Genomic DNA, 22,248 nt, shown 5'->3' on the forward strand with positions numbered 1-22,248 from the left:
AGGGTCGTGACGACGATGACGGAAGCGTCCGTACGCGAGTTCAAGATGCCCGACGTGGGTGAGGGGCTCACCGAGGCCGAGATCCTCAAGTGGTACGTCCAGCCCGGTGACACCGTGACGGACGGCCAGGTGGTGTGCGAGGTCGAGACGGCCAAGGCCGCCGTCGAGCTGCCCATCCCCTACGACGGGGTGGTCCGGGCTCTGCACTTCCCCGAGGGCACCACGGTCGACGTGGGCATGTCGATCATCGCGGTGGACGTGACGGGCGGGGCGGGTGACGCCCCGGTGGCCGAGGTACCGGCACAGGCCGCCGCGCAGACCCAGGCCACCCCGGAGCCGATGCCGGAGGCACCGGTGGCCGAAGCACCGAAGGCCCAGGCGGCGAAGTCCGTCGGCTCGGGCCGCCAGCCGGTCCTCGTCGGGTACGGCGTGGCCGTCTCCTCCACCAAGCGCCGCCCGCGCAAGGGCACGGAGATCGCGGTCCCCCGGGTCCCGGACACGGTCCAGGCGGAACTGAACGGTCACGGCGGCGGGCCCGCCGTGAAGGAACGGCCGCTGGCCAAGCCGCCGGTGCGCAAGCTGGCCAAGGACCTCGGCGTCGACCTCGCCACGGTGGTCCCGTCCGGCCCGGACGGCGTCATCACCCGCGAGGACGTCCACGCGGCGGCGGCCCCGGCGGCCCCGGCGGCCCCGGCGGCCCCGGCCGCTCCGGAAGCCGAGACGGTGCCGCAGGTGCCGCAGGCCACGGCCACGGCCTCTGCGGCGGTGTCCGTGCCGGCGTACGACACGGCTCGGGAGACCCGTGTCCCGGTCAAGGGCGTCCGCAAGGCGACGGCGGCGGCGATGGTCGGCTCGGCGTTCACCGCGCCGCACGTCACGGAGTTCGTGACGATCGACGTGACGCGCACGCTGAAGCTGGTCGAGGAGCTCAAGCAGGACAAGGACATGCAGGGCCTGCGGGTCAACCCGCTCCTGCTGATCGCCAAGGCTCTGCTGGTCGCCCTCAAGCGCAACCCGGAGATCAACGCCTCCTGGGACGAGGCGGCGCAGGAGATCGTGGTCAAGCACTACGTCAACCTGGGTATCGCGGCCGCCACCCCCAGGGGCCTGCTGGTCCCCAACATCAAGGACGCCCACGCCAAGACACTGCCACAGCTGGCGGAGTCCCTGGGCGAGCTGGTCTCCACGGCGCGGGAGGGCCGGACGTCACCGGCCGCCATGCAGGGCGGCACGGTGACCATCACCAACGTCGGCGTCTTCGGCGTCGACACCGGCACCCCGATCCTGAACCCCGGCGAGTCCGCGATCCTCGCGATCGGCGCGATCAAGCTCCAGCCGTGGGTCCACAAGGGCAAGGTGAAGCCTCGTCAGGTGACGACGCTGGCACTCAGCTTCGACCACCGGCTGGTGGACGGCGAGCTGGGCTCCCGGGTGCTGGCGGACGTGGCGGCGATCCTGGAGCAGCCGAAGAAGCTGATCACCTGGGGTTAGCCGACGGATGGCCGCGCACCCCGCGGGGCGTGCGGCCCTTCGGACGGGCGGGGGCGCGGCCCCTTCCGTCCGGTCGTCGGCGATGTCGGCGACGCCAGCGGCCTCACGTGGCCGAGGTCGGTTCCGTCCTTGGCCAGTGGCGGCCGTCCGGCGTCCGGCCGAGGAGCAACAGATGTCGGGCGGCGTGCTCGTCCGCCCGGCCGCCGTCGGCGACGGTCCCGGCCTCGCACTCGGTCGAGGGCCCGCCGGCGCTCGGCACGCCGGTGGCGAAGCCGTCCCGAAGGACTTCGGGTGTCACCCACGCGGGCAGACGCCCTCCGGGTGAGAAGTCCGGCGCTCCGGCTACTGCGCCACACGCCGATGAGGCCCGGCGGTAGACGTCGAACGGGCGCCCTTACCACCGCGTTTCGCGGACGAGAAGCCCGCGTGGCCGCATCGCCCGACCCCGTACCGGCACGGGCGGCAGCGAAGCGCGACCCGTCGCGGGCCTTGGCCAGTTCGACGCGGGAAGTGGGGCGTGATCTCGGCCGCGGCGGCCTTGCGGACCGCGCCGCCGTCGCGACCGCCGACGGCGGCGGGCTGGCCGTCACCCACCTGCACCACGGCGGCGACCCGGCCTACGAGACGGCCCCCGGCAACGCGGCAGCCGTACCCGGGACGGGCCCACCTGTTCCACTGAAAGGCGCACCTGTTTCACGTGAAACACGTGCCCTACGCCGGAACGTGCACTGTCTCCACCCGGCTCGCCACCAGCCGCTCCCGCTCCCGCCGGGCCGCCCGCTTGCGCAGCCGAAGGATCTGGCTGACACCGAGGGCCTGGAGGACGAAGACGCAGGAGAAGGCGATCGTGTAGTCGTCGCCGGTCGCGTCCAGCAGCACGCCGATCGCGAAGAGCGTCGTCATCGACGCCACGAAGCCGCCCATGTTGGTGATGCCGGAGGCCGTTCCCTGGCGCTCGGGCGGGTTGGCCGGACGGGCGAAGTCGAAGCCGAGCATGGAGGCGGGGCCGCACGCCCCCAGAACCGCGCAGAGCACCATGAGCAGCCACATCGGCGCCCGGTCGCCGGGGTAGGCCAGCGTGGCCGCCCACATCAGCGCCGTCGCGCCGACCGTGCCCAGGGCCAGCGGCAGCCGTGCCTCGTGGTGGCGGGCGACGATCTGGCCGTAGACCAGGCCCACGACCATGTTGCACAGCACCACCAGGGTCAGGAGCTCGCCGGCCGTCGCCCGTGACAGGCCCTGCGCCTCCACCAGGAACGGAAGACCCCACAGCAGCAGGAACACCATCGCCGGGAACTGGGTGGTGAAGTGCACCCACAGGCCGAGGCGGGTACCCGGCTCGCGCCAGGACGCGGCGATCTGGCGGCGGACGTAGGCCGCGCCCTGGTGCGGGAACGGCTCGGGCTCGTGGCCCTCGGGGTGGTCCTTCAGGAAGAGCAGCAGGAGGACCAGGACGACCACTCCCGCCACCGCGCTGCCCGCGAAGGCCGCGGTCCAGCCGATGCCGTGCAGGAGGCGGGCCAGGACGAGGGTCGAGACCAGGTTGCCCGCCATCCCGGCAAGTCCCGCCATCTGCGCGACCATCGGGCCGCGTCGCGCCGGGAACCACCGGGTCCCCAGCCGCAGGACGCTGATGAACGTCATCGCGTCCCCGCAGCCGAGCAGCGCGCGCGAGGCGAGGGCCGTGCCGTAGGACGGCGAGAAGGCGAAGCCGAGCTGGCCGGCCGTGAACAGCACGGCGCCGATGGCCAGCACCTTCTTGGTGCCGAGCCGGTCGACCAGCAGGCCCACGGGTATCTGCATGCCCGCGTAGACGAGGAGCTGGAGGATCGAGAAGGTGGACAGGGCCGAGGCGTTCACCTGGAAACGGTCGGCGGCGTCGAGGCCGGCCACCCCCAGGGAGGTGCGGAAGATGACCGCGACGAAGTAGACCGAGACGCCGATCCCCCAGACGGCCATCGCGCGCCGTCCGCCCGGCGGATCACCCGGAAGGGTGGAGTTCACGCTGCGCGGGGCGGTGCTCATCGGACCTCCCCGCGGGCCAGGTGCGAGAACCAGCCGACATGCCGGTGCACGATCTCGACGGCGGCCTCGGCATCGCCGGAGCGCAGCGCCTGAAGGATCTCCTCGTGCTCGTTGAGCGTCTTGGCTATCCGGTCGGGGTGGGAGTGCATCACGGCGACGCCCATCCGCAGTTGACGGTCGCGGAGTTGGTCGTACAGCCTCGACAGGATCGCGTTGCCGCCGCTGCGGACGATCTCCGCGTGGAAGCAGCGGTCCGTCACGGCGGCCGCGGCCAGGTCGCCTTCGGCGGCCTGCGTCTTCTGCTTCGCCAGCAGCTCTTCCAGGCGCTCGATCAGACCGGCAGGCGCGGGGACCGCCTTGCGCGCCGCGTGCTCCTCCACCAGTAGGCGGGTCTCCACCACGTCCGCGATCTCCTGTGCGGAGACCGGCAGGACCAGGGCGCCCTTCTTCGGGTAGAGCTTGATCAGCCCCTCCACCTCCAGGCGCAGCAGCGCCTCCCGCACCGGTGTGCGCGAGACCCCCACGGCTTCGGCGAGCTCTCCCTCGGTGAGGAGGGTGCCGCCCTCGTAACGGCGGTCCAGGACACCCTGCTTGACGTGGGCGTACACGCGGTCGGCGGCGGGCGGTTGCTTCACGGGAGCGGGAGCGGGGGCGGGCGGGGCGGAGGCTGGCATGCCCACAGGATAGATACAACACGTACGCATCGGGTGACCGGTCCATCATGCGGACCTGTGGCCGGGGGGCGGGTGGCGCCTGCGCAAGGGCCGATGCGAAGCCGCCGCAGGGGCCGGTTCGGGGCCGGTTCGGGGCCGGTTCGGGGGCGGCTCGCAGGGGCTGCCGGAGGGTCGGCTCGGGGGTCGGTCCGGGGCCCCGGGTAAGAGCCGGGCCAAGTAATCGGAAATTCTGCCCGGCAGACGCACAACTTTGTGTGCTACTTACGTGTCACACATGTGCGGCTCATCTTTCTCCCCTCCAACTTGGCCGCATCGCAGGGGCATTCGACGTAATCGGGGTATTTCAGTTGATAACCGCCATCAAGGGCATCCGAGTCCGCAGGGCCGCAGCCGTTGCCGTCACCGCCGGCGCAGTGCTCGCGACCGGGGCCCTCACCGCGGCACCCGCGCAGGCTGTCACGACGCCCACGATCGCCGCCAAGACCGGCTTCGTGATGAACAACGCGAACGGTGCCGCGCTTTACAACAAGGGCATGGACACCAAGCTGTCCACCGGCTCCACAACGAAGATCATGACGGCGAACGTCGTGCTGTCGCAGTCGAACCTGAACCTGGACACCAAGGTCACCATCCAGAAGGCGTACAGCGACTACATCGTCGCGAACAACGCGTCCTCCGCCCGGCTGATCGTCGGCGACAAGGTGACCGTCCGTCAGCTGCTCTACGGGCTGATGCTGCCGTCCGGTTGTGACGCCGCGTACGCCCTGGCCGACAAGTTCGGCACGGGCACGACGCGGGCCGCGCGCGTGACGAACTTCATCGCCAAGATGAACAGCAAGGCCAAGACGCTCGGCATGACGAAGACGCACTTCGACTCGTTCGACGGCATCGGCAACGGGTCGAACTACTCGACCGCCAAGGACCTGACGAAGCTCGCCAGCAACTCGCTGAAGAGCGCGAACTTCCGTGCGGTCGTCAAGACCAAGTCGTACACCGCCAAGACGATCACCAAGACCGGCTCCACCCGCACCATGGCGGCCTGGGTGAACACCAACACGCTGCTTAGCAGCTACAGCGGCACGATCGGCGTGAAGACGGGCTCCGGCCCCGAGGCGAAGTACTGCCTCGTCTTCGCCGCCACCCGTAACGGCAAGACCGTCGTGGGCACGGTGCTGGCCTCCACCAACGCGACGGTGCGTGCCGCCGACGCGACGAAGCTGCTGAACTACGGCTTCGCCAAGCTGGGCTGACACCCGCTCAACCGGTAAGTCTCCAGAACGGGCCCGTCGTGATCGCGCGACGGGCCCGTTCTGTCGAGACGACGGGCCCGTGGTGTCGAGTGGTGCCGCAACCCGGTGGCGCACCCACCGGAGCGACCGACCCTCCCGGTGGGACTCGGCCGGTGAGACCTGCCGGTGGGCGCCCGGCCGGGCGCCGGCTACTTCGTGACCGCGAAGTTCCGCAGGATCGCCGCCGTCAACTCCGGCTCCCCTTCCGCCTTCACCCGGTCGGAGACCGCCTCCGCCGTCACCCGGCCGCAGGCCAGCCGGACGTAGGTCTCCCAGTCGAGGGTGAACGCGGCGGCCGGGCCGAGCGCGGGAGCCGTCTCCAGGGTGCCGCGGCCCTGGATGTCGACGCGGATCGTGCGCAGGAACTCGATCGGCCCGTGCACGTCGATGACGACCGCGGAGCTACGCGGGGCGTCGGCCTTCTCGGCGACGACCGCCGGGAGCTCGGCGAGCAGTGCGTCGCGGGCGATGAGCGCGCCGGGGGAGTCGAGGTTGCCGGGGCGGCCGAGGGCGGCGCGCAGGTCCTGCTCGTGCACCCACACGTTGAACGCGTGCCTGCGCATGGACTCCTCGAGCGTGAGCTCGGTACCCAGCGGGCCGCGCACCACCGTGGTGGGCTGGCGCGACTCGTTGCGCAGCTGGCGGTTGCGGCGGATGACCGTGTACTCCAGCTCGGACGTCATCTCCGGCGCCGTGTGGTGGCGGCGGACGTCGACCTGCATCTCCATGTAGCGCTGGATGTCGTTGGTGACGTGGTACAGGTCGCGCGGGAGGGTGTGGATGGGGCGCGGATCACCGTACATCTCGCAGTCCAGCCCGATGACGTGCGACACGATGTCGCGCACCGACCAGCCCGGGCAGGGCGTGCGGCGGTTCCAGTCCGCCTCCACCAGCGGCAGCACCAGCTCGGATATCGCTTCGATGGAGTGGGTCCAGGCGTCGGCGTAGGGCTGGAGGGTGGGATGCAGACTCACGGAAACGGGACCCCTCGGCGGTCGGTACTCGGGTGGGCTGTGGCGGCGATGCCAGCGGGAGGTGGCGGTGTCGGCAGGTGTCGGCGGGAGGTGGCGGTGTCGGCAGATGTCGCGGGTGTCTCGGGTGTCTCGGAGTTCCCCTGATTCTCGGCTGCGCTCGAATCGGGGGGACCCCCAAGTTACGCTGCTGTGAGGCACCCCGGCAGTGCTTTCGTGTGACGATCGTAGGCCCTGTGGACGACTCGAATGCCAGGACGGTGGTAGTGTGCGCGCCTCTCTCATCCAGATCGCTGTAGAAGAGGGCGAATCGGTCGAATCGCGGCGGCTTCGGGTCGCCGCGCTGGTAAGAGAGCAGGCCGGTGCCGCCGACCTCGTGGTGCTGCCGGAGCTGTGGACGACCGGGGCATTCGCCTATGAGGAGTTCGCCGGCGAGGCCGAGCCCCTGGAAGGGCCGACGTACGAGGAGATGGCCAAGGCCGCGAGCGACGCGGGCGTCTGGCTGCACGCGGGCTCGATCCCGGAGCGGGCGCCGGCGGACAGCGGCTCCGCCACGGGTGAGGGCTCCCTCTACAACACGTCTCTCGTCTTCTCCCCCTCCGGTGAGCTGGCCGCCGCCTACCGCAAGATCCACCGCTTCGGCTTCGACAAGGGCGAAGCCGTGCTGATGGGCGCGGGTGAGGAACTGGTGACGGTCCGCCTGCCGGAGACGACCGTCGGTGTCGCCACCTGCTACGACCTCCGTTTCCCCGAACTGTTCCGCGGTCTCGTCGACGCGGGTGCCGAGACCCTGGTGGTCTCCGCGGGCTGGCCGGAGCGCCGCCGGGCGCACTGGACGCTGCTGGCCCGGGCGCGGGCGGTCGAGAACCAGGCGTTCGTGCTCGCGTGTGGAACGGCCGGGACACACGCCGGAGTTCCGCAGGCGGGTCACTCGATCGTGGTCGATCCGTGGGGCGAGGTGCTGGCCGAGGCGGGCTCCGGCGAGGAGATCCTGACGGTCGAGTTCGATCCGTCCCGGGTCGCCACGACCCGGGAGCAGTTCCCGGCCCTGAAGGACCGGGTGCTCGGGCTGCGCACTCCTGTACGCCGGTCCTCCTAGCCGATGGCGGGCCAGTACTGGCCGGCGTAGGTCGGCGCGGTCAGGTCCCGGGTCGTGGTCGGTCCGGTCGGGTCCTGGCGGGTCCTGATCGGTCCGGCCGGGGCCTGGCGGGTCCTGGTCGACCGGGTCGCTGTCGGTGTGATTCGGCGCCGGTCGATCCGAGTCGGTCTTGGCCAGTCCCACCCGGTCCTGTTCGGTCTCTGGCCGCCCGGTCGGAGCGGTCCGGCCGGGTCCTAGTCCTCACGCTCCTTGTCGGCGAGGTGGATCACGCACACGGCCACCGCGATGAGCAGTGCCGGATCCGCGTCCTCCCGTACGACGTCGACGCCGTAGGTCTCCCGCAGGTGCATCCACCGCCGGGAGACGACGGCCAGCAGTTCGCCGTCGTACTCGACCGCGAACTCCCGGTCGAGGATCTTGCCGCTGACGTCGAGTTCGGTGCGGCCGTCCGCCAGGGCCACCCGGTAGTGGTTGCGCAGCAACGACAGCCGCTTGCGCCGGATGGTGGCCAGCGGCTCGCCGTCCCGCTCGATCACCATCGTGTCCCGCAGGGCGAGCATCTTCTTACGGATGTCGATCAGGACCCGGCCGTGGGTGTCCTTCAGCTCGAAGGTGTCCCGCAGCCGCATGGCCTTGCCGTCGACGAGGTACACCCTGTTGCCGTGGTCGTCCTCGATCCAGTAGTCGTCACCGATGCCGAGGAGCCGGTCGCGCACGAGGAATCTCATGCCGTTACGGCTTCCCCCGCGGCCGGTCCGAAACGCCGCCGGTAGGCCGATGGGCTGAGTCCGGTCTCGAGCCTCACCCGCGCGCGCAGGTTCGCGGCGGTGCCCAGCCCGCTCCTGGCCGCCACGACGTCCAGTCGCTGTTCCCCCCGCTCGATCAGCCGGCAGGCGAGGGCCACCCGCTCTCCCGTCAGCCAGGCGAGCGGAGTCGTGCCGAGCTGGGTCCGGAACCGCCGGTGCAGGGTCGCCGGGCTCACCGCCGCCCGCGCCGCGAGCTCCGCCACCGTCAGCGGCTCCCCCAGCCGCGCCCGCGCCCAGGTCAGCAGCGGCGCCAGCGACTCGTCGGGCACGTCCGGCACCGGCCGCTCCACGAACTGGCGTTGGCCTCCGTCCCGGTGGGCGGCGAACACCAGCCGGCGGGAGACGGCGTTGGCGATCTGCGCGCCATGGTCGCGCCGTACGACGTACAGTCCGAGGTCGAGCGCGGCGGCGCTGCCCGCGGCGGTGAGGATGCCACCCTCGTCGACGAAGAGAACATCGGACTCCAGCCGCACCTTCGGGTGCAGCGCACGGAACGCCTCGGCCCACATCCAGTGGGTGGTGGCCCGGCGCCCGTCGAGCAGCCCGGCCTCGGCGAGCGCGAACGTGCCGGTACAGAGGCTCATCACACGCGCCCCGCGCGCGTGGGTGCGCCGGATGGCGTCGAGCACGGCCGGGTCACGCGGTACGACGTTGTCGGGCCGGCCCGGCACGACGAGAGTGTCCGCCGAGTCCACCGCGTCCAGGCCACGCCCGCCGGTCATGGTGAAGAACCCATGGTTCATCCGCACCTCGCGCGTGGGCGTGCAGAGCATGACCTCGTACAGAGGCCGGGGCAGCCCGAGTTCGGGCCGGGGCAGGCCGAACAGCTCGGTGGCGACGCCGACCTCGAACGGATTGGTGCCCTCGTCCACGATCACGGCGACCTTGTGCGTCCGGCCCTGTTCGGCTCGCTGAGAGGATCCTTGCGTCATGTGCGATTCCTAGCACTCGTGGGGCGGGTGACGCATCCCGCACGCTGAGCACATGACCACCGAACCCGTTTCCCTGACCTCCGCCCTCGCCTCGTTCACCGAGCGATGGAGCCCTCGCGTCGTCGCCGCCGTCAACGACTACGACGTACGCGTCGCGAAGGTCGAGGGCGAGCACGTGTGGCACGTCCACGAACACACCGACGAGTTCTTCCTCGTCCTGGACGGCGAGCTCCACATCGGGCTGCGGGAGCCGGCCGGCGAACGTACCGTCGTCCTCCCCAAGGGTTCGCTGTACACCGTGCCGCGCGGCACGGAGCACAGGCCGTTCGCGCCGGTCCCCACGGAGATCCTCGTCTTCGAGCCGACCGGCACGCTCTCCGTGGGCGACCGCCATGACGACGTGCCGGACCATGTGGACGTGACGACGGGGCACGCCCTGGCCTGAGCCGTCCCGGACGGGACATGGCGGCGCCCGGCTCCTTCACCTGGAAGGCCCGGGCGTGGCCACGCTTTTGACCGGCGTGAGCGGGACGTGGCGTGGCGTTCAGGGTGAGAGCGCCCCGACGGCGGCCTCGTGCGACGACGATCCCGCCGGGGAGCACCCCGCCTGCCGTACCACCAGCAGGACCGGTGCGTTCCGGTCCGCCTCACCGGGGTGGGGCGAACCGGCTGCCGCTGGTCCTGGCCGGGCCGGACGCCTGACCGGGGTCACGGTCAGACGCCGTAGCCGTCGTTGTAGCCGTCGCCGCGTCGGTGCCGCTCCGTCTCGACCACCGTGGTCGAGGCGGGAGGCACCATCACCCGGCGCCGCCGGGCGATGCTGCTGAACGTCGTCACGCCGATCAGGCCGACGATCATCAGGATGACGCCGACCAGGTCGAGGTTGACGCCCTGCATGTCCCAGTCGGTCGCGAACGTGAGGATGGCTCCCACGGCGATGAGGATGATGCACCCGCCGAGGCCCATGATGTCGCCTCCTGTCCGGTGTACCGGCCGTTCCGGTTCACCACCCGGTCCGGGTACCCACGGGCCCGACTCCCATGCGCGGCGGCCGACTTGCTACGCCTCCAGGAACGCGACCAGCGCGTTGGCCAGCAGATAGGGGTCGGCGTCGCCGCACAACTCCCGCGCGCTGTGCATCGACAGGATGGCCACGCCGATGTCGACGGTACGGATTCCGTGCCGGGCCGCGGTGATCGGGCCGATGGTCGTGCCACACGGCATGGAGTTGTTGGAGACGAAGTTCTGGAAGGGCACGCCCGCCTTCTCGCAGGCGGCGGCGAACACCGCCCGGCCCGAACCGTCGGTCGCGTAGCGGTTGTTGACGTTGACCTTGAGGATCGGGCCGCCGTTGACCCGGGGGTGATGCGTGGGGTCGTGCCGCTCCGCGTAGTTGGGGTGGACGGCATGACCGGTGTCGGAGGACAGACAGACGGTCCCCGCGAAGGCTCTCGCCCGGTCCTCGTACGACCCTCCGCGCGCGAACACCGAACGCTCCAGCACATTGCCCAGCAGCGGTCCGTCGGCGCCCGTGTCCGACTGGGAGCCGTTCTCCTCGTGGTCGAAGGCGGCCAGCACCGGGATGTACGGCAGGCTCTCGCCGCCGGTCGCCACGGCCGCCAGCGCCGCCGTACCCGCGTGCACGGACAGCAGGTTGTCCATGCGGGGGCCGGCCACCAGCTCCTCGTCGCGGCCCAGATAGGCGGGCGGCTCCACGGAATGCGCCATCAGGTCCCAGCCGGTGACCTGCCCCGCGGCCAGCCCGGCCTCCTGCTCGAGGAAGGCGATGAGGTCGCCGTCGCGCACGTTCCCGCCGAGCCCCCAGACCGGCTGGAGATGGCGCTGCTTGTCGAGCTTGAGCCCGTCGGTGTTGACCGTCCGGTCCAGGTGGATGGCGAGTTGGGGAACCCTCAGCAACGGGCGGCCGATGTCGACCAGCCGCGTCGAGCCGTCCCGCAGGGTGAGCCGGCCCGCCAGGCCCAGGTCCCGGTCGAGCCAGGAGTTGAGCAGCGGACCGCCGTAGATCTCCACGGCCACCTGGCGCCAGCCGTGCGCCCCGGTGTCGGGCTGGGGCTTGACGCGCAGGTTCGGGGAGTCGGTGTGCGCGCCGATGATCCGGAACGGCGTGTGCGGCGCGGCACCCTCGGGGACGTACCAGGCCACGATCGCGCCCCCGCGCAGCACATACCTGCCGCCGGTCCCCGCGGCGGAGGCCGGCGAGGTCTCCACGTCCCAGGCGTCCGTCTCCGAGACCTGGCGGAACCCGGCCTTCTCCAGGCGCTCGGCCGCGTTCGCCACGGCGTGGTACGGCGATGGGCTCGCCGTCAGGAACGTCATGAGGTCGTCGGTGTGGCCGCGGTCGAAGCGGGAGGGTGCGCTCATGGGTTCACCTTAACGACGGACGAGAGCCCGCTCCCGGTGATGGGGAGCGGGCCCTCGTGAGGACAATGTGGAGTGCTGCGCGGATGTGCGGATGCGTCCTGGAACGCGGCCTCTGAGCGGCTGGGCCGGGTCCTAGAAGGCGGCCTCGTCCAGCTCCATCAGGTCGAGCTCGACACCCGCGGCGATCTTGCGGGCGAGGGTGACGCCCGGCAGGACGTCGGCCGCGAAGAACTTCGCCGCCGCGATCTTGCCGGTGTAGAACGCCACGTCCTTGGCGGACACGGCCTTCGTGGAGGCCGACTCCAGCTTCTCGGCGGCGATAGCGGCACCCTTGAGCAGCAGGTAGCCGACGATGACGTCACCGGAGGCGAGCAGCAGACGGGTGGTGTTCAGTCCCACCTTGTAGATGTTCTTGACGTCCTGCTCGGTGGCCGCGAGGTCGGTCAGCATCAGGCCGACGATGGCCTCCAGCTCGACGGCCGCCTTGGCCAGGTGCTCGCGGGCGCCGGCCAGCTGCTCGCCGCCGGTGCCCAGCGCGAGGAACTTCTTGATGTCCTCGGCGAGGGAGTTCAGCGCCGCGCCCTGGTTGCGGACGATCTTCCGGAAGAAGAAGTCCTGGCCCTGGATCGCCGTGGTGCCCTCGTACAGGGTGTCGATCTTGGCGTCACGGATGTACTGCTCGATCGGGTACTCCTGGAGGAACCCGGAGCCGCCGAACGTCTGGAGCGACTGGGCGAGCTGCTCGTAGCCCTTCTCGGAGCCGTAGCCCTTGACGATCGGCAGGAGCAGGTCGTTGAGCGCGTGCTCCGTCTTCGAGTCCTCGCCGTTCGCCTCCTTCACGGCGATCGCGTCCTGGATCGAGGCCGTGTAGAGGACGAGGGCGCGCATGCCCTCCGCGTACGCCTTCTGCGTGATCAGCGAGCGGCGCACGTCGGGGTGGTGGGTGATGGTGACCTTCGGCGCGGCCTTGTCCCCGAACTGCGCGAGGTCGGAGCCCTGGACGCGCTCCTTGGCGTACTCGAGCGCGTTGAGGTAGCCGGTCGACAGGGTGGAGATCGCCTTCGTGCCGACCATCATGCGGGCGAACTCGATGATGCGGAACATCTGGCGGATGCCGTCGTGCTTGTCGCCGATCAGCCAGCCCTTGGCGGGGTGCCGGTCGCCGAACGTCATCTCGCAGGTGTTGGAGGCCTTCAGGCCCATCTTGTGCTCGACGTTCGTGGCGTAGGCGCCGTTGCGCTCGCCCAGTTCGCCGGTCTCGAAGTCGAACTCGAACTTCGGGACGAGGAAGAGGGACAGGCCCTTGGTGCCGGGTCCGGCTCCCTCGGGGCGGGCGAGGACGTAGTGGAGGATGTTCTCCGACATGTCGTGCTCGCCGGACGTGATGAAGCGCTTGACGCCCTCGATGTGCCAGGAGCCGTCCTCCTGCTGGACCGCCTTGGTGCGGCCGGCGCCGACGTCCGAGCCGGCGTCCGGCTCGGTGAGGACCATCGTGGAGCCCCACTGCCGGTCGACGGCGATCTGCGCGATCTTCTTCTGGACGTCGTTGCCCTCGTCGAAGAGGATTCCGGCGAAGGCCGGGCCGGAGGAGTACATCCACACGGCCGGGTTCGCGCCGAGGATCAGCTCCGCGTACGCCCAGATCAGGGACGGCGGGGCGGTGGTGCCGCCGATCTCCTCGGGCAGGCCGAGCCGCCAGTACTCGGAGTCCATGAAGGCCTGGTAGCTCTTCTTGAAGGACGCGGGTACCGGCGCGGTGTTGGTCTCGGGGTCGAAGACCGGCGGGTTGCGGTCGGCGTCGGTGAAGGACTCCGCCAGCTCGTTCTCCGCGAGGCGGGTCAGCTCCTCGAGGATGCTTTTCGCGGTATCGGTGTCCATCTCTCCGAACGGGCCGGTGCCGTACAGCTTGTCGCGCCCGAGCACCTCGAAGAGGTTGAACTCGATGTCGCGGAGATTCGACTTGTAGTGCCCCATGGCGACGGCTCCGTAAAGAGAGATCGGCGAGGGACTGGGATCCTCGCGCTAGTTCAGATACCAACAAGTAGCTACCGATGATGCTACCCGTCGGTAATAAGTCGCAACCCCGATCCGGCCATCTGTGACGCGTTACGCGTCACGCCCGCCCGGGACGGGCCCCCGTACCGCCCCGCCCGCCGGGCGCGCTCGGTACGCTTGCGCCCATGTACGGATACGGCCAGCCCATGGACGGCGGTGCTGCACAGCAGCAGTACGCCCCGCCGCAGCAGCAGATGCCCGGCGGCCACGGCGGGTACGGTCAGCAGCCGCCGCTCTATCCGGAGCCGTCCCCGCCGTCCCTCGCGGACGCGGTGCGGGCCTTCACCACCGGGTCACTGGCCGCGGAGGACTTCCAGCAGGTCTTCGCGACCTCCAAGGTCTACTGCCCGCGCGGCGACAACCCCGGTTTCCTGGCCCTGCACAACACCCAGCAGCCGGTGATCCCGATGTTCACCTCGCTCAAGGAGCTGCGCCGGTACGCGGGCAAGGAGTCCAAGTACTTCGTGATCACCGGCTCCGAGATGATCGATCTGCTGCCCACCGGCTACGGCTTCGTCCTCGACATGGAGGGCGAGCACCGGATGGTGTTCGACGCGAAGGCGGTCGAGCAGATGGTCGAGTTCGCGATGCGGCGGATGTACGGCTGAGGGTCTTCCTCCCTCCCTCCCTCCCTCCCTCCTCCCTGCCTCCCTCTCCTCCCTCCGGCTTCGTCCGCTTCTTTCCGGGCGCCGCCCGGCTGTTTCCCTGCGGCCCGGGACGGCCCCCTTGTTGTCACAGCCATGTCATAGGGTTCCCCCGGGCGGCCGCACCCCCGCGCCCCCGCGCGCACCCTGCGCCCCCCTGTGCACCGCGCGCCACCGATCCCCGCGGTCGACCCCTCATGGGAATGTCTTCCGCGCTTGCATCGTTACGGGTGGCAGGAAGTTCAATGCTCAACTAAACTGGGTGGCACATCGCCCAAGGAGGTACGGACATGCCCGCAGTGACCGTCGAGAACCCGCTGACCCTGCCGCGCGTCACGGCATCGGCCGACGCGGTCGCACGTCCCGTGCTCACCGTCACCACCGCGCCCAGCGGCTACGAGGGTGAGGGCTTCCCGGTTCGGCGCGCGTTCGCCGGGATCAACTACCGCCACCTCGACCCGTTCATCATGATGGACCAGATGGGCGAGGTGGATTACGCGCCGGGCGAGCCGAAGGGCACCCCCTGGCACCCGCACCGCGGCTTCGAGACCGTCACCTACATCATCGACGGGATCTTCGACCACCAGGACAGCCAGGGCGGCGGCGGCACCATCACCAACGGCGACACCCAGTGGATGACGGCCGGCTCCGGCCTGCTCCACATCGAGGCGCCGCCGGAGTCGCTGGTCATGTCCGGCGGTCTCTTCCACGGCCTCCAGCTGTGGGTGAACCTGCCGGCCAAGGACAAGATGATGGCCCCGCGCTACCAGGACATCCGCGGCGGGCACGTACAGCTCCTGTCGACCCCGGACGGCGGCGCGCTCCTGCGTGTCATCGCGGGCGAGCTGGACGGTCACGCCGGTCCCGGTATCACCCACACCCCCATCACGATGGTCCACGCGACCGTCGCGCCGGGTGCGGAACTCACTCTTCCGTGGCGCGAGGACTTCAACGGCCTCGCGTACGTCCTTGCGGGTCGCGGTTCGGTCGGCGCGGAGCGCCGCCCGATCCACCTGGGGCAGACGGCGGTCTTCGGCGCGGGTTCCTCGCTGACGGTCCGCGCGGACGAGAAGCAGGACTCCCACACGCCCGACCTGGAGGTCGTGCTGCTGGGCGGCCAGCCGATCCGTGAGCCGATGGCCCACTACGGCCCGTTCGTGATGAACACCAAGGACGAGCTCCAGCAGGCCTTCGACGACTTCCAGAAGGGCCGGCTGGGCACGATTCCGGCGGTGCACGGGATGACGGAAGGCGGCCCGCAGACCGCCTGAGTTCGATACGTTACGACAAGGCCCGAAGCCGCAACTTCGTTTTGCGGCTTCGGGCCTGTCTCGTCTCGCGGTGACGCCTCTACGGCAGCACGTAGACGGGCGCTCCGTCAGCGGAGCAGCCGGTCTGCCGCATACAGCCGCGCTTGAGCAGCGTGCGCAGGCAGTCGTAGACGCGAGCTTGAGTGAGCCCCGTGCGAGTGGAGATCACCTCGATGCGGTAGCTGGCTTCGCCCAGGACGAGCGCGGGCGCCAGGTAGGCCGCCACCGCGTGGATGTCCTTGGTGAAGACGAGATTCTTCGCCTGCCAGTCGGCCAAAAGTTGCTGGGGCGTCAGCTTAGGTTCCGAGTTATGGCTCTTGAGCGTCAGCTCCGATTCCAGGTGGTGGCTCTTGAGTGTCTGGGCGATCTCCACCAGCGCCTTGGCGATCGTGCTCTGGCTGCGGGCGATCATGTCCTGGCTGGCGCTGATCTGGCGCAGGAGAAAGGTCTGCTCCTTCTGGGAGGCGGCCGCCATCTCGTCGGCCCGGATGTTCCTCACTTCGAGGCGCACGATGGCGTCGGCGACCTGATGGGGCATGGCATACGCGGTGCCGCCGGTGGAGGCGGGTTGTACGGGGGCCGGCTCCAGGGCGTAGGAGCCCTGCTGTTGGACAGTCTGGATGACGTCGGCCACCCATGCCTTGAATGGCTCGCAGGCGGGTTTGGTGCAGCCGTTGACGAGCCTGACGAGCCCCTTCAGGTTCACCATCTTCATCGACTTCTGCAGCCTGTGAGCTGCAAGTTTGCGCGAGGCGTCTGCTGTACAGACGCCTTGTGCAATCTCGTCCAGTGACCTGGTGCAATCTGCTGCGACATGCGCAAGGAGCGCCTGACGCGTGTTTGCGTATCCGAGTTGCGTAGCCGCGTCCGCCGCCACGAACCAGTGCTCCCCATCCGGCAGCGTCAGCCTCCGGAGCCGTGCCCCCGTCGCGGCGAACACGAAGTCGTTGACGTCGATCGCGTCCTGCTGTGCCGCCGACCGGTCCGGCGGCGGTGTGTTGTTCTGCTCGTACATCGAGCATCACCTCCGCCTCGAAAACTAGGCATATGCCACCGCAACGGGTTGCGCTGGCAAGGATGTTCACCCTTCAGGAGTGGACGTTCGATTCTGAGTCCGGGTCATGTCCCTTCACCCGGGCGGCCGTCCGGTCAGGACAACCCGGCGCCCCCGTGATCCGCTGGACCCGTGCACCTGCTCCCGCTGCCCGTCCGTCGCCTGGCTGCCTGGTGCGCAGTCGTGCTGCTCGTCTCCGGCGTCGGGTACGTCGGGATCCGGCTCTGCGCGGAGCTGCGTACCGCCGTCACCCCCGTGTTGCTCGCGCTGCTCGGGACCGCGCTGCTCAGGCCGCTGTACCGGAGGCTGGTGGAGGTGGGTGTGCCCCGGTCGCTGTCGGCCGGGCTGACCTGTGTCGCCGTCGTCGCCGTGGTGGGCGGGGCGGTGTACATCGTCGTCGCCGCGCTGATCGACAGCGGGGATCAGATCGTCGCCGCGCTCAGATCGGCGGCGCGGGGTGTCGCCGAACACTTCGGGGCGGCCGGGACCTCGCTCGACGACCTCGCGTCCAACGCGAAGGAGCTGCTCACCAAGTTCGGGGGGACGGCCGCCTCCAACGTCATCAGCGGGGTCAGTGTGGTCGGCGAGAGCATCGCCATGGCCGTGCTCGCGCTGCTGCTTGTCTTCTTCTTCCTGCGGGACTCGCACCGGGCCGTCGGCGCACTGCGCTCCGTCGCTCCGCGCGGGACCGGTGACACCCTGGAGGCCATGGCCAGGCGGGCCTTCCGGGCCGTGGAAGGGTTCATGCGCGGGACGACCTTCATCGCCTTCATCGACGCCGTCTGCATCACCGTCGGGCTGCTCGTTCTCGATGTGCCGGGGGCGGTCGGGCTGGGTGCGCTCGTCTTCGTCGGGGCGTACATCCCCTATCTCGGGGCCTTTCTCTCCGGGGCGGTCGCCGTGCTGGTGGCGCTCGCCGACCGGGGTTTCGTCATCGCGCTGTGGGCGCTCGGGGTGGTGCTCGCCGTGCAGGTGCTGGAGGGGCATGTGCTTCAGCCGATGATCCAGAGCCGGACCGTGCAGATGCACCCGGCGGTGGTGATGGTGACCATCACGGCCGGGGCGTCCGTGGCCGGGATCCTGGGCATGCTGCTCGCCGTCCCCGTGACGGCCGCCGCCTTCGGGGTCCTGCACGAACTGCGGACGCGTTACGGGGTATCCGCGCCGGACCCGGCCGCCGAGGGTCCGTCCGCGGAGGACTCGACCGGCTTCGAGGACTCGACCGGCTCGGAGGACTCGTAGGACTCGTAGAGCTCGAACCAGATGCTCTTGCCCTTGCCTCGCGGTGCCACCCCCCAGGTGCCCGCGAGTAGTTCGATGAGGACCAGGCCGCGCCCCGAGGAGGCCAGCTCGCCGGGGCGGCGCAGGTGCGGGAGGTCGTCGCCGGTGTCGGTGACCTCGATGCGGAGGCGGCGTTCGCCGGGGGCGCCGGTGACCTCGGCGACGAGCAGCGCGTCCGCGTCGGTGTGGACGAGGACGTTCGTCAGCGTCTCGGAGACGAGCAGGACCGCTGAGTCGATCTGGTCCTCGCAGCTCCAGTCGTGCAGCAGTTCGCGCAGTTGCTGGCGGGCCGCGGCGATCCGCTCGGGCTCGGCCTGCGCGACCGTCAGCATCGAGCGGCGCACGGGTTGCGGCCCCGGCAGGGGAGCGGTGCTCGGGCCGCAGCCGCCCTCGCCCTGGCGGCACAGGAGCAGTACGGCGATGTCGTCCTCGCGGCGGTCGGCCAGGGGACCCGTGGTGTGGTGGGAGGAAGGGCCGTGCACCGCCTGGACCAGGGCGTCGGCCAGCTCCTCCAGGTCGCCCTCGTGTGTCTCCAGGGTCTTGCGGACGCGCCGCCAGCCGGTGTCGAGGTCGTGGCCTCCGGTCTCCAGCAGCCCGTCGGTGCACAGCATCAGCGCCTCACCGGGTTCCAGGGCGAGCCGGGTGGTGGGGTAGTCGGCGTCCGGATCGATGCCCAGGGGCAGGCCTCCGGCGGTGGCGCGGACCAGCACGGTGCCGTCGGACAGCCGGATCGCGGGGTCCAGATGGCCGGCCCGGGCGGTCTCCAGGACCCCGGTCACCGGGTCGACCTCTATGTACAGACAGGTGGCGAACCGCGGATCGGCCCCGGCCCCGGCTCCGGCTCCGGCTCCGGCTCCGGCTCCGGCACCAGCCCCCGCCCCCGCCCCGGCCCCGGCGGCCCCGCCGTCCGTGGCGGTGAGACCGTGGAAGAAACCGGAGGCGCGGGAGAGGACGGCGTCGGGTCGGTGGCCCTCGGCGGCGTACGCCCGTACCGCTATGCGCAGCTGGCCCATGAGGCCCGCGGCGCGGACGTCGTGGCCCTGGACATCACCTATGACCAGCGCGAACCGGCCCCTCGGCAGCGGGATCATGTCGTACCAGTCGCCGCCGACCTGGAGGCCGCCGCCGGTCGGTATGTAGCGGGCGGCCAGCGTCATGCCCGGTATCTCGGGGCCGAGGGTGGGAAGCATGGAGCGTTGCAGGCCGTCGGTCAGCTCGCGCTGGGTCTCCGCGGCGCCGGCGCGGGTGAGGGCCTGGGCGAGCATGCGCGCGACCGTCGTCAGTACGGACCGCTCGTCCGGGGTGAACGCCACCGGGTAGGCGAAGGCGGCCATCCAGGCGCCCATCGTGCGGCCGGCCACGGTCAGCGGCAGAAACGCCCAGGAGTGACGGCCGAACTGCGCGGCCATCGGCCAGGTCAGGGGGTACCGCTCCTTGTACTGCTCGGGGGAGGACAGATAGACGGCCCGCCCGGTCCGTACGACCTCGGCGGCCGGATAGTCCGTATGGATGGATATCTGGGTGAAGGGACTCTCGTCGTCGGGCTGCTGTCCGTGGTGGCCGATGATCGTCAGCCGGTCGCCCTCCACGCCGAACACGGCGAGTCCGTCCGGTGAGAAGCCCGGCATGGACAGGGCCGCCGCGACCCTCAGTACCTCCTCGGTGGACCGCGCCTCCGCCAGCGCCCGGCCCGCGTCCAGCAGGAACGCCTCCCGCGAGCGCCGCCAGTCACCGGTGACGGCGGTCCGTCCGGCGGGGGTTCCCGGCGTCGGCTCGGTCACCTCCTGGAGGGTGCCGATCAGCTCGTACACCTTCTTCACCGGGTCGAACGACGGCTTGGACCGGCTGCGCACCACCCGGACGACCCGTCCCCGGTCGTCCATGATCCGGATGCGCACCTCGGCGAGGGTGCCCTCGGCGACGGCGAGCTGGATCACCCCGGTGATCTCGTTCCAGTCGACGGGGTGCAGTCGGGCCCGGGTCTGGGCCTCCGTGAGGACCGCCTCATCCGGGGGCAGCCCGAGCAGCCGGGCTGCCTCGGCGTCGACCGTGACCAGCCCGGTGGCGGTGTCCCAGTGCCAGAGGCCGGTCGCGAGGGAGGCGAGGACCTCCCCCACGGCGGGCAATGGCTCGCCAGTGCGCATTGCCCCACTTTAAGAAGATGCGACTGAAGAGTGCCACTCTGATCACCGCCCACTATTGGGGGGAGCCCAGCTTGGGCTGCCCGGTAGGCTGGGGTTGTTTCACGTGAAACACCGGCTGAGACCCTCGGCCCGAGGCTCACGGTTGAACCCAGACCCCGATCCGCGAAGACTGGATGAACGACGATGCATCGGTACAGGTCCCACACCTGCGGCGAGCTCCGCGCCTCTGACGTCGGCACCGACGTCCGGCTGAGCGGCTGGCTGCACAATCGGCGCGACCTGGGTGGCATCCTCTTCATCGATCTGCGCGATCACTACGGCATCACGCAGCTCGTCGCTCGTCCGGGCACGCCCGCGTACGAGGCTCTCGACAAGCTGACCAAGGAGTCGACGGTCCGCATCGACGGCAAGGTCGTCTCGCGCGGTGCCGAGAACGTCAACGCGGACCTGTCGACCGGTGAGATCGAGGTCGAGGTCGGCGAGGTCGAGCTGCTCGGCGCGGCCCAGCCGCTCCCGTTCACGATCAACGCCGAGGACGGGGTCAACGAGGAGCGGCGCCTGGAGTACCGCTTCCTGGACCTGCGCCGTGAGCGCATGCACCGCAACATCATGCTGCGCACGTCGGTCATCTCGGCGATGCGGCACAAGATGACGGCGCTGGGCTTCAACGAGATGGCGACGCCGATCCTGTCCGCGACCTCCCCCGAGGGCGCCCGTGACTTCGTCGTCCCGTCCCGTCTGCACGCGGGCCGGTTCTACGCGCTGCCGCAGGCCCCGCAGCAGTTCAAGCAGCTGCTGATGATCTCGGGCTTCGACCGCTATTTCCAGATCGCGCCCTGTTTCCGTGACGAGGACGCGCGCGCGGACCGTTCGCCGGGCGAGTTCTACCAGCTCGACGTCGAGATGAGCTTCGTCGAGCAGGAGGACGTCTTCCAGCCGATCGAGAAGCTCATGACGGAGCTGTTCGAGGAGTTCGGCGGCGGCCGTCACGTCACCTCCCCCTTCCCGCGCATCCCGTTCCGCGAGTCGATGCTGAAGTACGGCTCCGACAAGCCGGACCTGCGGGCCCAGCTGGAACTCGTCGACATCACCGACATCTTCGAGGGCTCGGAGTTCAAGGCCTTCGCCGGCAAGCACGTGCGCGCGCTGCCCGTTCCGGACGTCGCCGCGCAGTCCCGCAAGTTCTTCGACCAGCTCGGCGACTTCGCGGTGACGCTGGGCGCGAAGGGCCTGGCCTGGGTCCGCGTGGCCGAGGACGGCTCGCTGACCGGCCCGATCGCGAAGTTCCTGACCGAGGAGAACGTGGCCGAGCTGACCAAGCGCCTGTCGCTGGCCGCCGGTCACGCGGTGTTCTTCGGCGCGGGTGAGTTCGACGAGGTCTCGAAGATCATGGGCGCGGTGCGGGTCGAGGCCGCCAAGCGTGCCGGGCACTTCGAGGAAGGCGTCTTCCGCTTCTGCTGGATCGTCGACTTCCCGATGTACGAGAAGGACGAGGAGACCGGCAAGATCGACTTCTCGCACAACCCGTTCTCGATGCCGCAGGGCGGTCTGGAGGCCCTGGAGACCCAGGACCCGCTGGACATCCTGGGCTGGCAGTACGACATCGTCTGCAACGGTGTCGAGCTGTCCTCCGGCGCGATCCGGAACCACGAGCCGGAGATCATGCTCAAGGCGTTCGAGATCGCGGGCTACGACCGGGAGACGGTCGAGGACAAGTTCGCCGGCATGCTGCGCGCGTTCCGCTTCGGCGCCCCGCCGCACGGCGGCATCGCGCCGGGCGTCGACCGCATCGTCATGCTGCTGGCCGATGAGCCGAACATCCGCGAGACCATCTCCTTCCCGCTCAACGGCAACGCCCAGGACCTGATGATGGGCGCGCCGACGGAGCTGGAGGAGGTCCGGCTGAGGGAGCTGCACCTGTCGGTGCGCAAGCCGCAGCCGAAGTAGCGGTAGGCGGCCTGAGCAGCCGTAGCCGGCCGACTGAACGAAAGTGGCCCGGAACCGACGTCGGGTCCGGGCCACATTAGTTTTCCCGGGGTAATTACATCCCCTCCATATTCCCTGGCTCTTTTAAACATATGACGCAGCCGA

Annotated in this window: 19 protein-coding genes; 8 read left to right on the top strand and 11 right to left on the bottom strand. The window is 70.1% G+C overall.

Translation table 11 applies throughout. The annotated features are described in order from the left end of the window. The first annotated feature begins 6 nt into the window (after positions 1–6). Positions 7–1,491 carry a dihydrolipoamide acetyltransferase family protein gene (locus ACFWBB_RS12355; RefSeq protein ID WP_385269897.1) on the top strand — a complete coding sequence of 495 codons (1,485 nt, stop codon included), beginning with the start codon at positions 7–9 and terminating at the stop codon, positions 1,489–1,491. Between the two features lie 103 nt (positions 1,492–1,594). On the opposite strand, the gene ACFWBB_RS12360 is transcribed toward ACFWBB_RS12355, so the two are convergent. The 3 genes from ACFWBB_RS12360 to ACFWBB_RS12370 all read right to left on the bottom strand — a co-directional run bounded on the left by ACFWBB_RS12360 (position 1,595) and on the right by ACFWBB_RS12370 (position 4,190). Beyond that, positions 1,595–1,789, bottom strand: a complete 195-nt coding sequence (locus ACFWBB_RS12360; protein WP_385269899.1) for a hypothetical protein — start codon at positions 1,787–1,789, stop codon at positions 1,595–1,597. A 413-nt stretch (positions 1,790–2,202) separates the two neighbouring features. After that, complete coding sequence (locus tag ACFWBB_RS12365) at positions 2,203–3,516, bottom strand: nitrate/nitrite transporter (protein ID WP_385269901.1); 1,314 nt, start codon at positions 3,514–3,516, stop codon at positions 2,203–2,205. After that, a complete protein-coding gene (locus tag ACFWBB_RS12370) occupies positions 3,513–4,190 on the bottom strand; it encodes a GntR family transcriptional regulator (RefSeq protein WP_385269903.1) in 678 nt (225 codons plus the stop codon). The genes ACFWBB_RS12365 and ACFWBB_RS12370 overlap by 4 nt, the downstream gene beginning before the upstream one ends. A 347-nt stretch (positions 4,191–4,537) precedes the next feature. Between ACFWBB_RS12370 and ACFWBB_RS12375 the strand changes: the two genes are divergently transcribed. After that, positions 4,538–5,440 (top strand): D-alanyl-D-alanine carboxypeptidase family protein, encoded by a 903-nt coding sequence (locus tag ACFWBB_RS12375; protein WP_385269905.1) that lies wholly within the window; start codon positions 4,538–4,540, stop codon positions 5,438–5,440. Between the two features lie 188 nt (positions 5,441–5,628). Here ACFWBB_RS12375 and ACFWBB_RS12380 read toward each other — a convergent pair whose 3' ends face one another. After that, positions 5,629–6,453 (bottom strand): maleylpyruvate isomerase family mycothiol-dependent enzyme, encoded by an 825-nt coding sequence (locus ACFWBB_RS12380; RefSeq protein ID WP_385269907.1) that lies wholly within the window; start codon positions 6,451–6,453, stop codon positions 5,629–5,631. A gap of 265 nt (positions 6,454–6,718) precedes the next feature. Here ACFWBB_RS12380 and ACFWBB_RS12385 point away from each other — a divergent pair, with 265 nt between their 5' ends. Continuing rightward, positions 6,719–7,549, top strand: coding sequence for a carbon-nitrogen family hydrolase (locus ACFWBB_RS12385; RefSeq protein WP_385269909.1), 831 nt, complete (start codon positions 6,719–6,721; stop codon positions 7,547–7,549). A 233-nt stretch (positions 7,550–7,782) separates the two neighbouring features. On the opposite strand, the gene ACFWBB_RS12390 is transcribed toward ACFWBB_RS12385, so the two are convergent. Together ACFWBB_RS12390 and ACFWBB_RS12395 are read right to left on the bottom strand one after the other, a co-directional pair. Further along, positions 7,783–8,277: an LURP-one-related/scramblase family protein gene (locus ACFWBB_RS12390; RefSeq protein ID WP_385269911.1), complete on the bottom strand. Its 495-nt coding sequence runs from the start codon at positions 8,275–8,277 to the stop codon at positions 7,783–7,785. Beyond that, positions 8,274–9,287 (bottom strand): GlxA family transcriptional regulator, encoded by a 1,014-nt coding sequence (locus ACFWBB_RS12395; protein WP_385269913.1) that lies wholly within the window; start codon positions 9,285–9,287, stop codon positions 8,274–8,276. The genes ACFWBB_RS12390 and ACFWBB_RS12395 overlap by 4 nt, the downstream gene beginning before the upstream one ends. 52 nt (positions 9,288–9,339) lie before the next feature. Here ACFWBB_RS12395 and ACFWBB_RS12400 point away from each other — a divergent pair, with 52 nt between their 5' ends. Then, the gene (locus ACFWBB_RS12400) at positions 9,340–9,732 is read left to right on the top strand and encodes a cupin domain-containing protein (protein WP_385269915.1); all 393 of its coding nucleotides are present in this window, start codon (positions 9,340–9,342) and stop codon (positions 9,730–9,732) included. 269 nt (positions 9,733–10,001) lie between these two features. Here the strand turns inward: ACFWBB_RS12400 and ACFWBB_RS12405 are convergent, their stop codons facing one another. From ACFWBB_RS12405 to ACFWBB_RS12415, 3 genes are all read right to left on the bottom strand, one after another. Then, positions 10,002–10,253, bottom strand: coding sequence for a DUF6458 family protein (locus ACFWBB_RS12405; protein ID WP_356252325.1), 252 nt, complete (start codon positions 10,251–10,253; stop codon positions 10,002–10,004). Between the two features lie 93 nt (positions 10,254–10,346). Continuing rightward, positions 10,347–11,669, bottom strand: a complete 1,323-nt coding sequence (locus ACFWBB_RS12410; RefSeq protein ID WP_385269918.1) for a M18 family aminopeptidase — start codon at positions 11,667–11,669, stop codon at positions 10,347–10,349. Between the two features lie 132 nt (positions 11,670–11,801). Beyond that, positions 11,802–13,643, bottom strand: a complete 1,842-nt coding sequence (locus ACFWBB_RS12415; protein WP_385269920.1) for an acyl-CoA dehydrogenase — start codon at positions 13,641–13,643, stop codon at positions 11,802–11,804. Positions 13,644–13,849: 206 nt separating this feature from the next. On the opposite strand from ACFWBB_RS12415, the gene ACFWBB_RS12420 reads away from it, so the two are divergent. Together ACFWBB_RS12420 and ACFWBB_RS12425 are read left to right on the top strand one after the other, a co-directional pair. Beyond that, the gene (locus ACFWBB_RS12420; RefSeq protein WP_385269922.1) at positions 13,850–14,332 is read left to right on the top strand and encodes an SseB family protein; all 483 of its coding nucleotides are present in this window, start codon (positions 13,850–13,852) and stop codon (positions 14,330–14,332) included. A 326-nt stretch (positions 14,333–14,658) separates the two neighbouring features. Beyond that, a complete protein-coding gene (locus ACFWBB_RS12425; RefSeq protein ID WP_385269924.1) occupies positions 14,659–15,639 on the top strand; it encodes a pirin family protein in 981 nt (326 codons plus the stop codon). Between the two features lie 79 nt (positions 15,640–15,718). Here the strand turns inward: ACFWBB_RS12425 and ACFWBB_RS12430 are convergent, their stop codons facing one another. Continuing rightward, positions 15,719–16,693: a Bro-N domain-containing protein gene (locus ACFWBB_RS12430; protein ID WP_385269926.1), complete on the bottom strand. Its 975-nt coding sequence runs from the start codon at positions 16,691–16,693 to the stop codon at positions 15,719–15,721. 171 nt (positions 16,694–16,864) lie between these two features. Between ACFWBB_RS12430 and ACFWBB_RS12435 the strand changes: the two genes are divergently transcribed. Then, positions 16,865–17,974: an AI-2E family transporter gene (locus ACFWBB_RS12435; protein ID WP_385269928.1), complete on the top strand. Its 1,110-nt coding sequence runs from the start codon at positions 16,865–16,867 to the stop codon at positions 17,972–17,974. Here ACFWBB_RS12435 and ACFWBB_RS12440 read toward each other — a convergent pair. After that, the gene (locus ACFWBB_RS12440; protein WP_385269930.1) at positions 17,881–20,157 is read right to left on the bottom strand and encodes a SpoIIE family protein phosphatase; all 2,277 of its coding nucleotides are present in this window, start codon (positions 20,155–20,157) and stop codon (positions 17,881–17,883) included. The two genes, ACFWBB_RS12435 and ACFWBB_RS12440, sit on opposite strands and share 94 nt — an antisense overlap. Positions 20,158–20,340: 183 nt before the next feature. On the opposite strand from ACFWBB_RS12440, the gene aspS reads away from it, so the two are divergent. Then, positions 20,341–22,104: an aspartate--tRNA ligase gene (gene aspS, locus ACFWBB_RS12445; protein ID WP_385269932.1), complete on the top strand. Its 1,764-nt coding sequence runs from the start codon at positions 20,341–20,343 to the stop codon at positions 22,102–22,104. Positions 22,105–22,248: the final 144 nt, after the last annotated feature.

The sequence above is a fragment of the Streptomyces sp. NPDC060000 genome, from assembly GCF_042737375.1.
In the GTDB taxonomy this organism is placed as follows: Bacteria; Actinomycetota; Actinomycetes; order Streptomycetales; family Streptomycetaceae; genus Streptomyces.

Excerpts from the sequence above, each read along its gene's own strand:
- ACFWBB_RS12365 (WP_385269901.1), bottom strand. The coding sequence starts at position 3,516 with ATGAGCACCGCCCCGCGCAGCGTGAACTCCACCCTTCCGGGTGATCCG.
- ACFWBB_RS12370 (WP_385269903.1), bottom strand. The coding sequence starts at position 4,190 with ATGCCAGCCTCCGCCCCGCCCGCCCCCGCTCCCGCTCCCGTGAAGCAA.
- ACFWBB_RS12390 (WP_385269911.1), bottom strand. The coding sequence starts at position 8,277 with ATGAGATTCCTCGTGCGCGACCGGCTCCTCGGCATCGGTGACGACTAC.
- ACFWBB_RS12395 (WP_385269913.1), bottom strand. The coding sequence starts at position 9,287 with ATGACGCAAGGATCCTCTCAGCGAGCCGAACAGGGCCGGACGCACAAG.
- ACFWBB_RS12400 (WP_385269915.1), top strand. The coding sequence starts at position 9,340 with ATGACCACCGAACCCGTTTCCCTGACCTCCGCCCTCGCCTCGTTCACC.
- ACFWBB_RS12405 (WP_356252325.1), bottom strand. The coding sequence starts at position 10,253 with ATGGGCCTCGGCGGGTGCATCATCCTCATCGCCGTGGGAGCCATCCTC.
- ACFWBB_RS12410 (WP_385269918.1), bottom strand. The coding sequence starts at position 11,669 with ATGAGCGCACCCTCCCGCTTCGACCGCGGCCACACCGACGACCTCATG.
- ACFWBB_RS12415 (WP_385269920.1), bottom strand. The coding sequence starts at position 13,643 with ATGGGGCACTACAAGTCGAATCTCCGCGACATCGAGTTCAACCTCTTC.
- ACFWBB_RS12420 (WP_385269922.1), top strand. The coding sequence starts at position 13,850 with ATGTACGGATACGGCCAGCCCATGGACGGCGGTGCTGCACAGCAGCAG.
- ACFWBB_RS12425 (WP_385269924.1), top strand. The coding sequence starts at position 14,659 with ATGCCCGCAGTGACCGTCGAGAACCCGCTGACCCTGCCGCGCGTCACG.
- ACFWBB_RS12430 (WP_385269926.1), bottom strand. The coding sequence starts at position 16,693 with ATGTACGAGCAGAACAACACACCGCCGCCGGACCGGTCGGCGGCACAG.
- ACFWBB_RS12440 (WP_385269930.1), bottom strand. The coding sequence starts at position 20,157 with ATGCGCACTGGCGAGCCATTGCCCGCCGTGGGGGAGGTCCTCGCCTCC.
- aspS (WP_385269932.1), top strand. The coding sequence starts at position 20,341 with ATGCATCGGTACAGGTCCCACACCTGCGGCGAGCTCCGCGCCTCTGAC.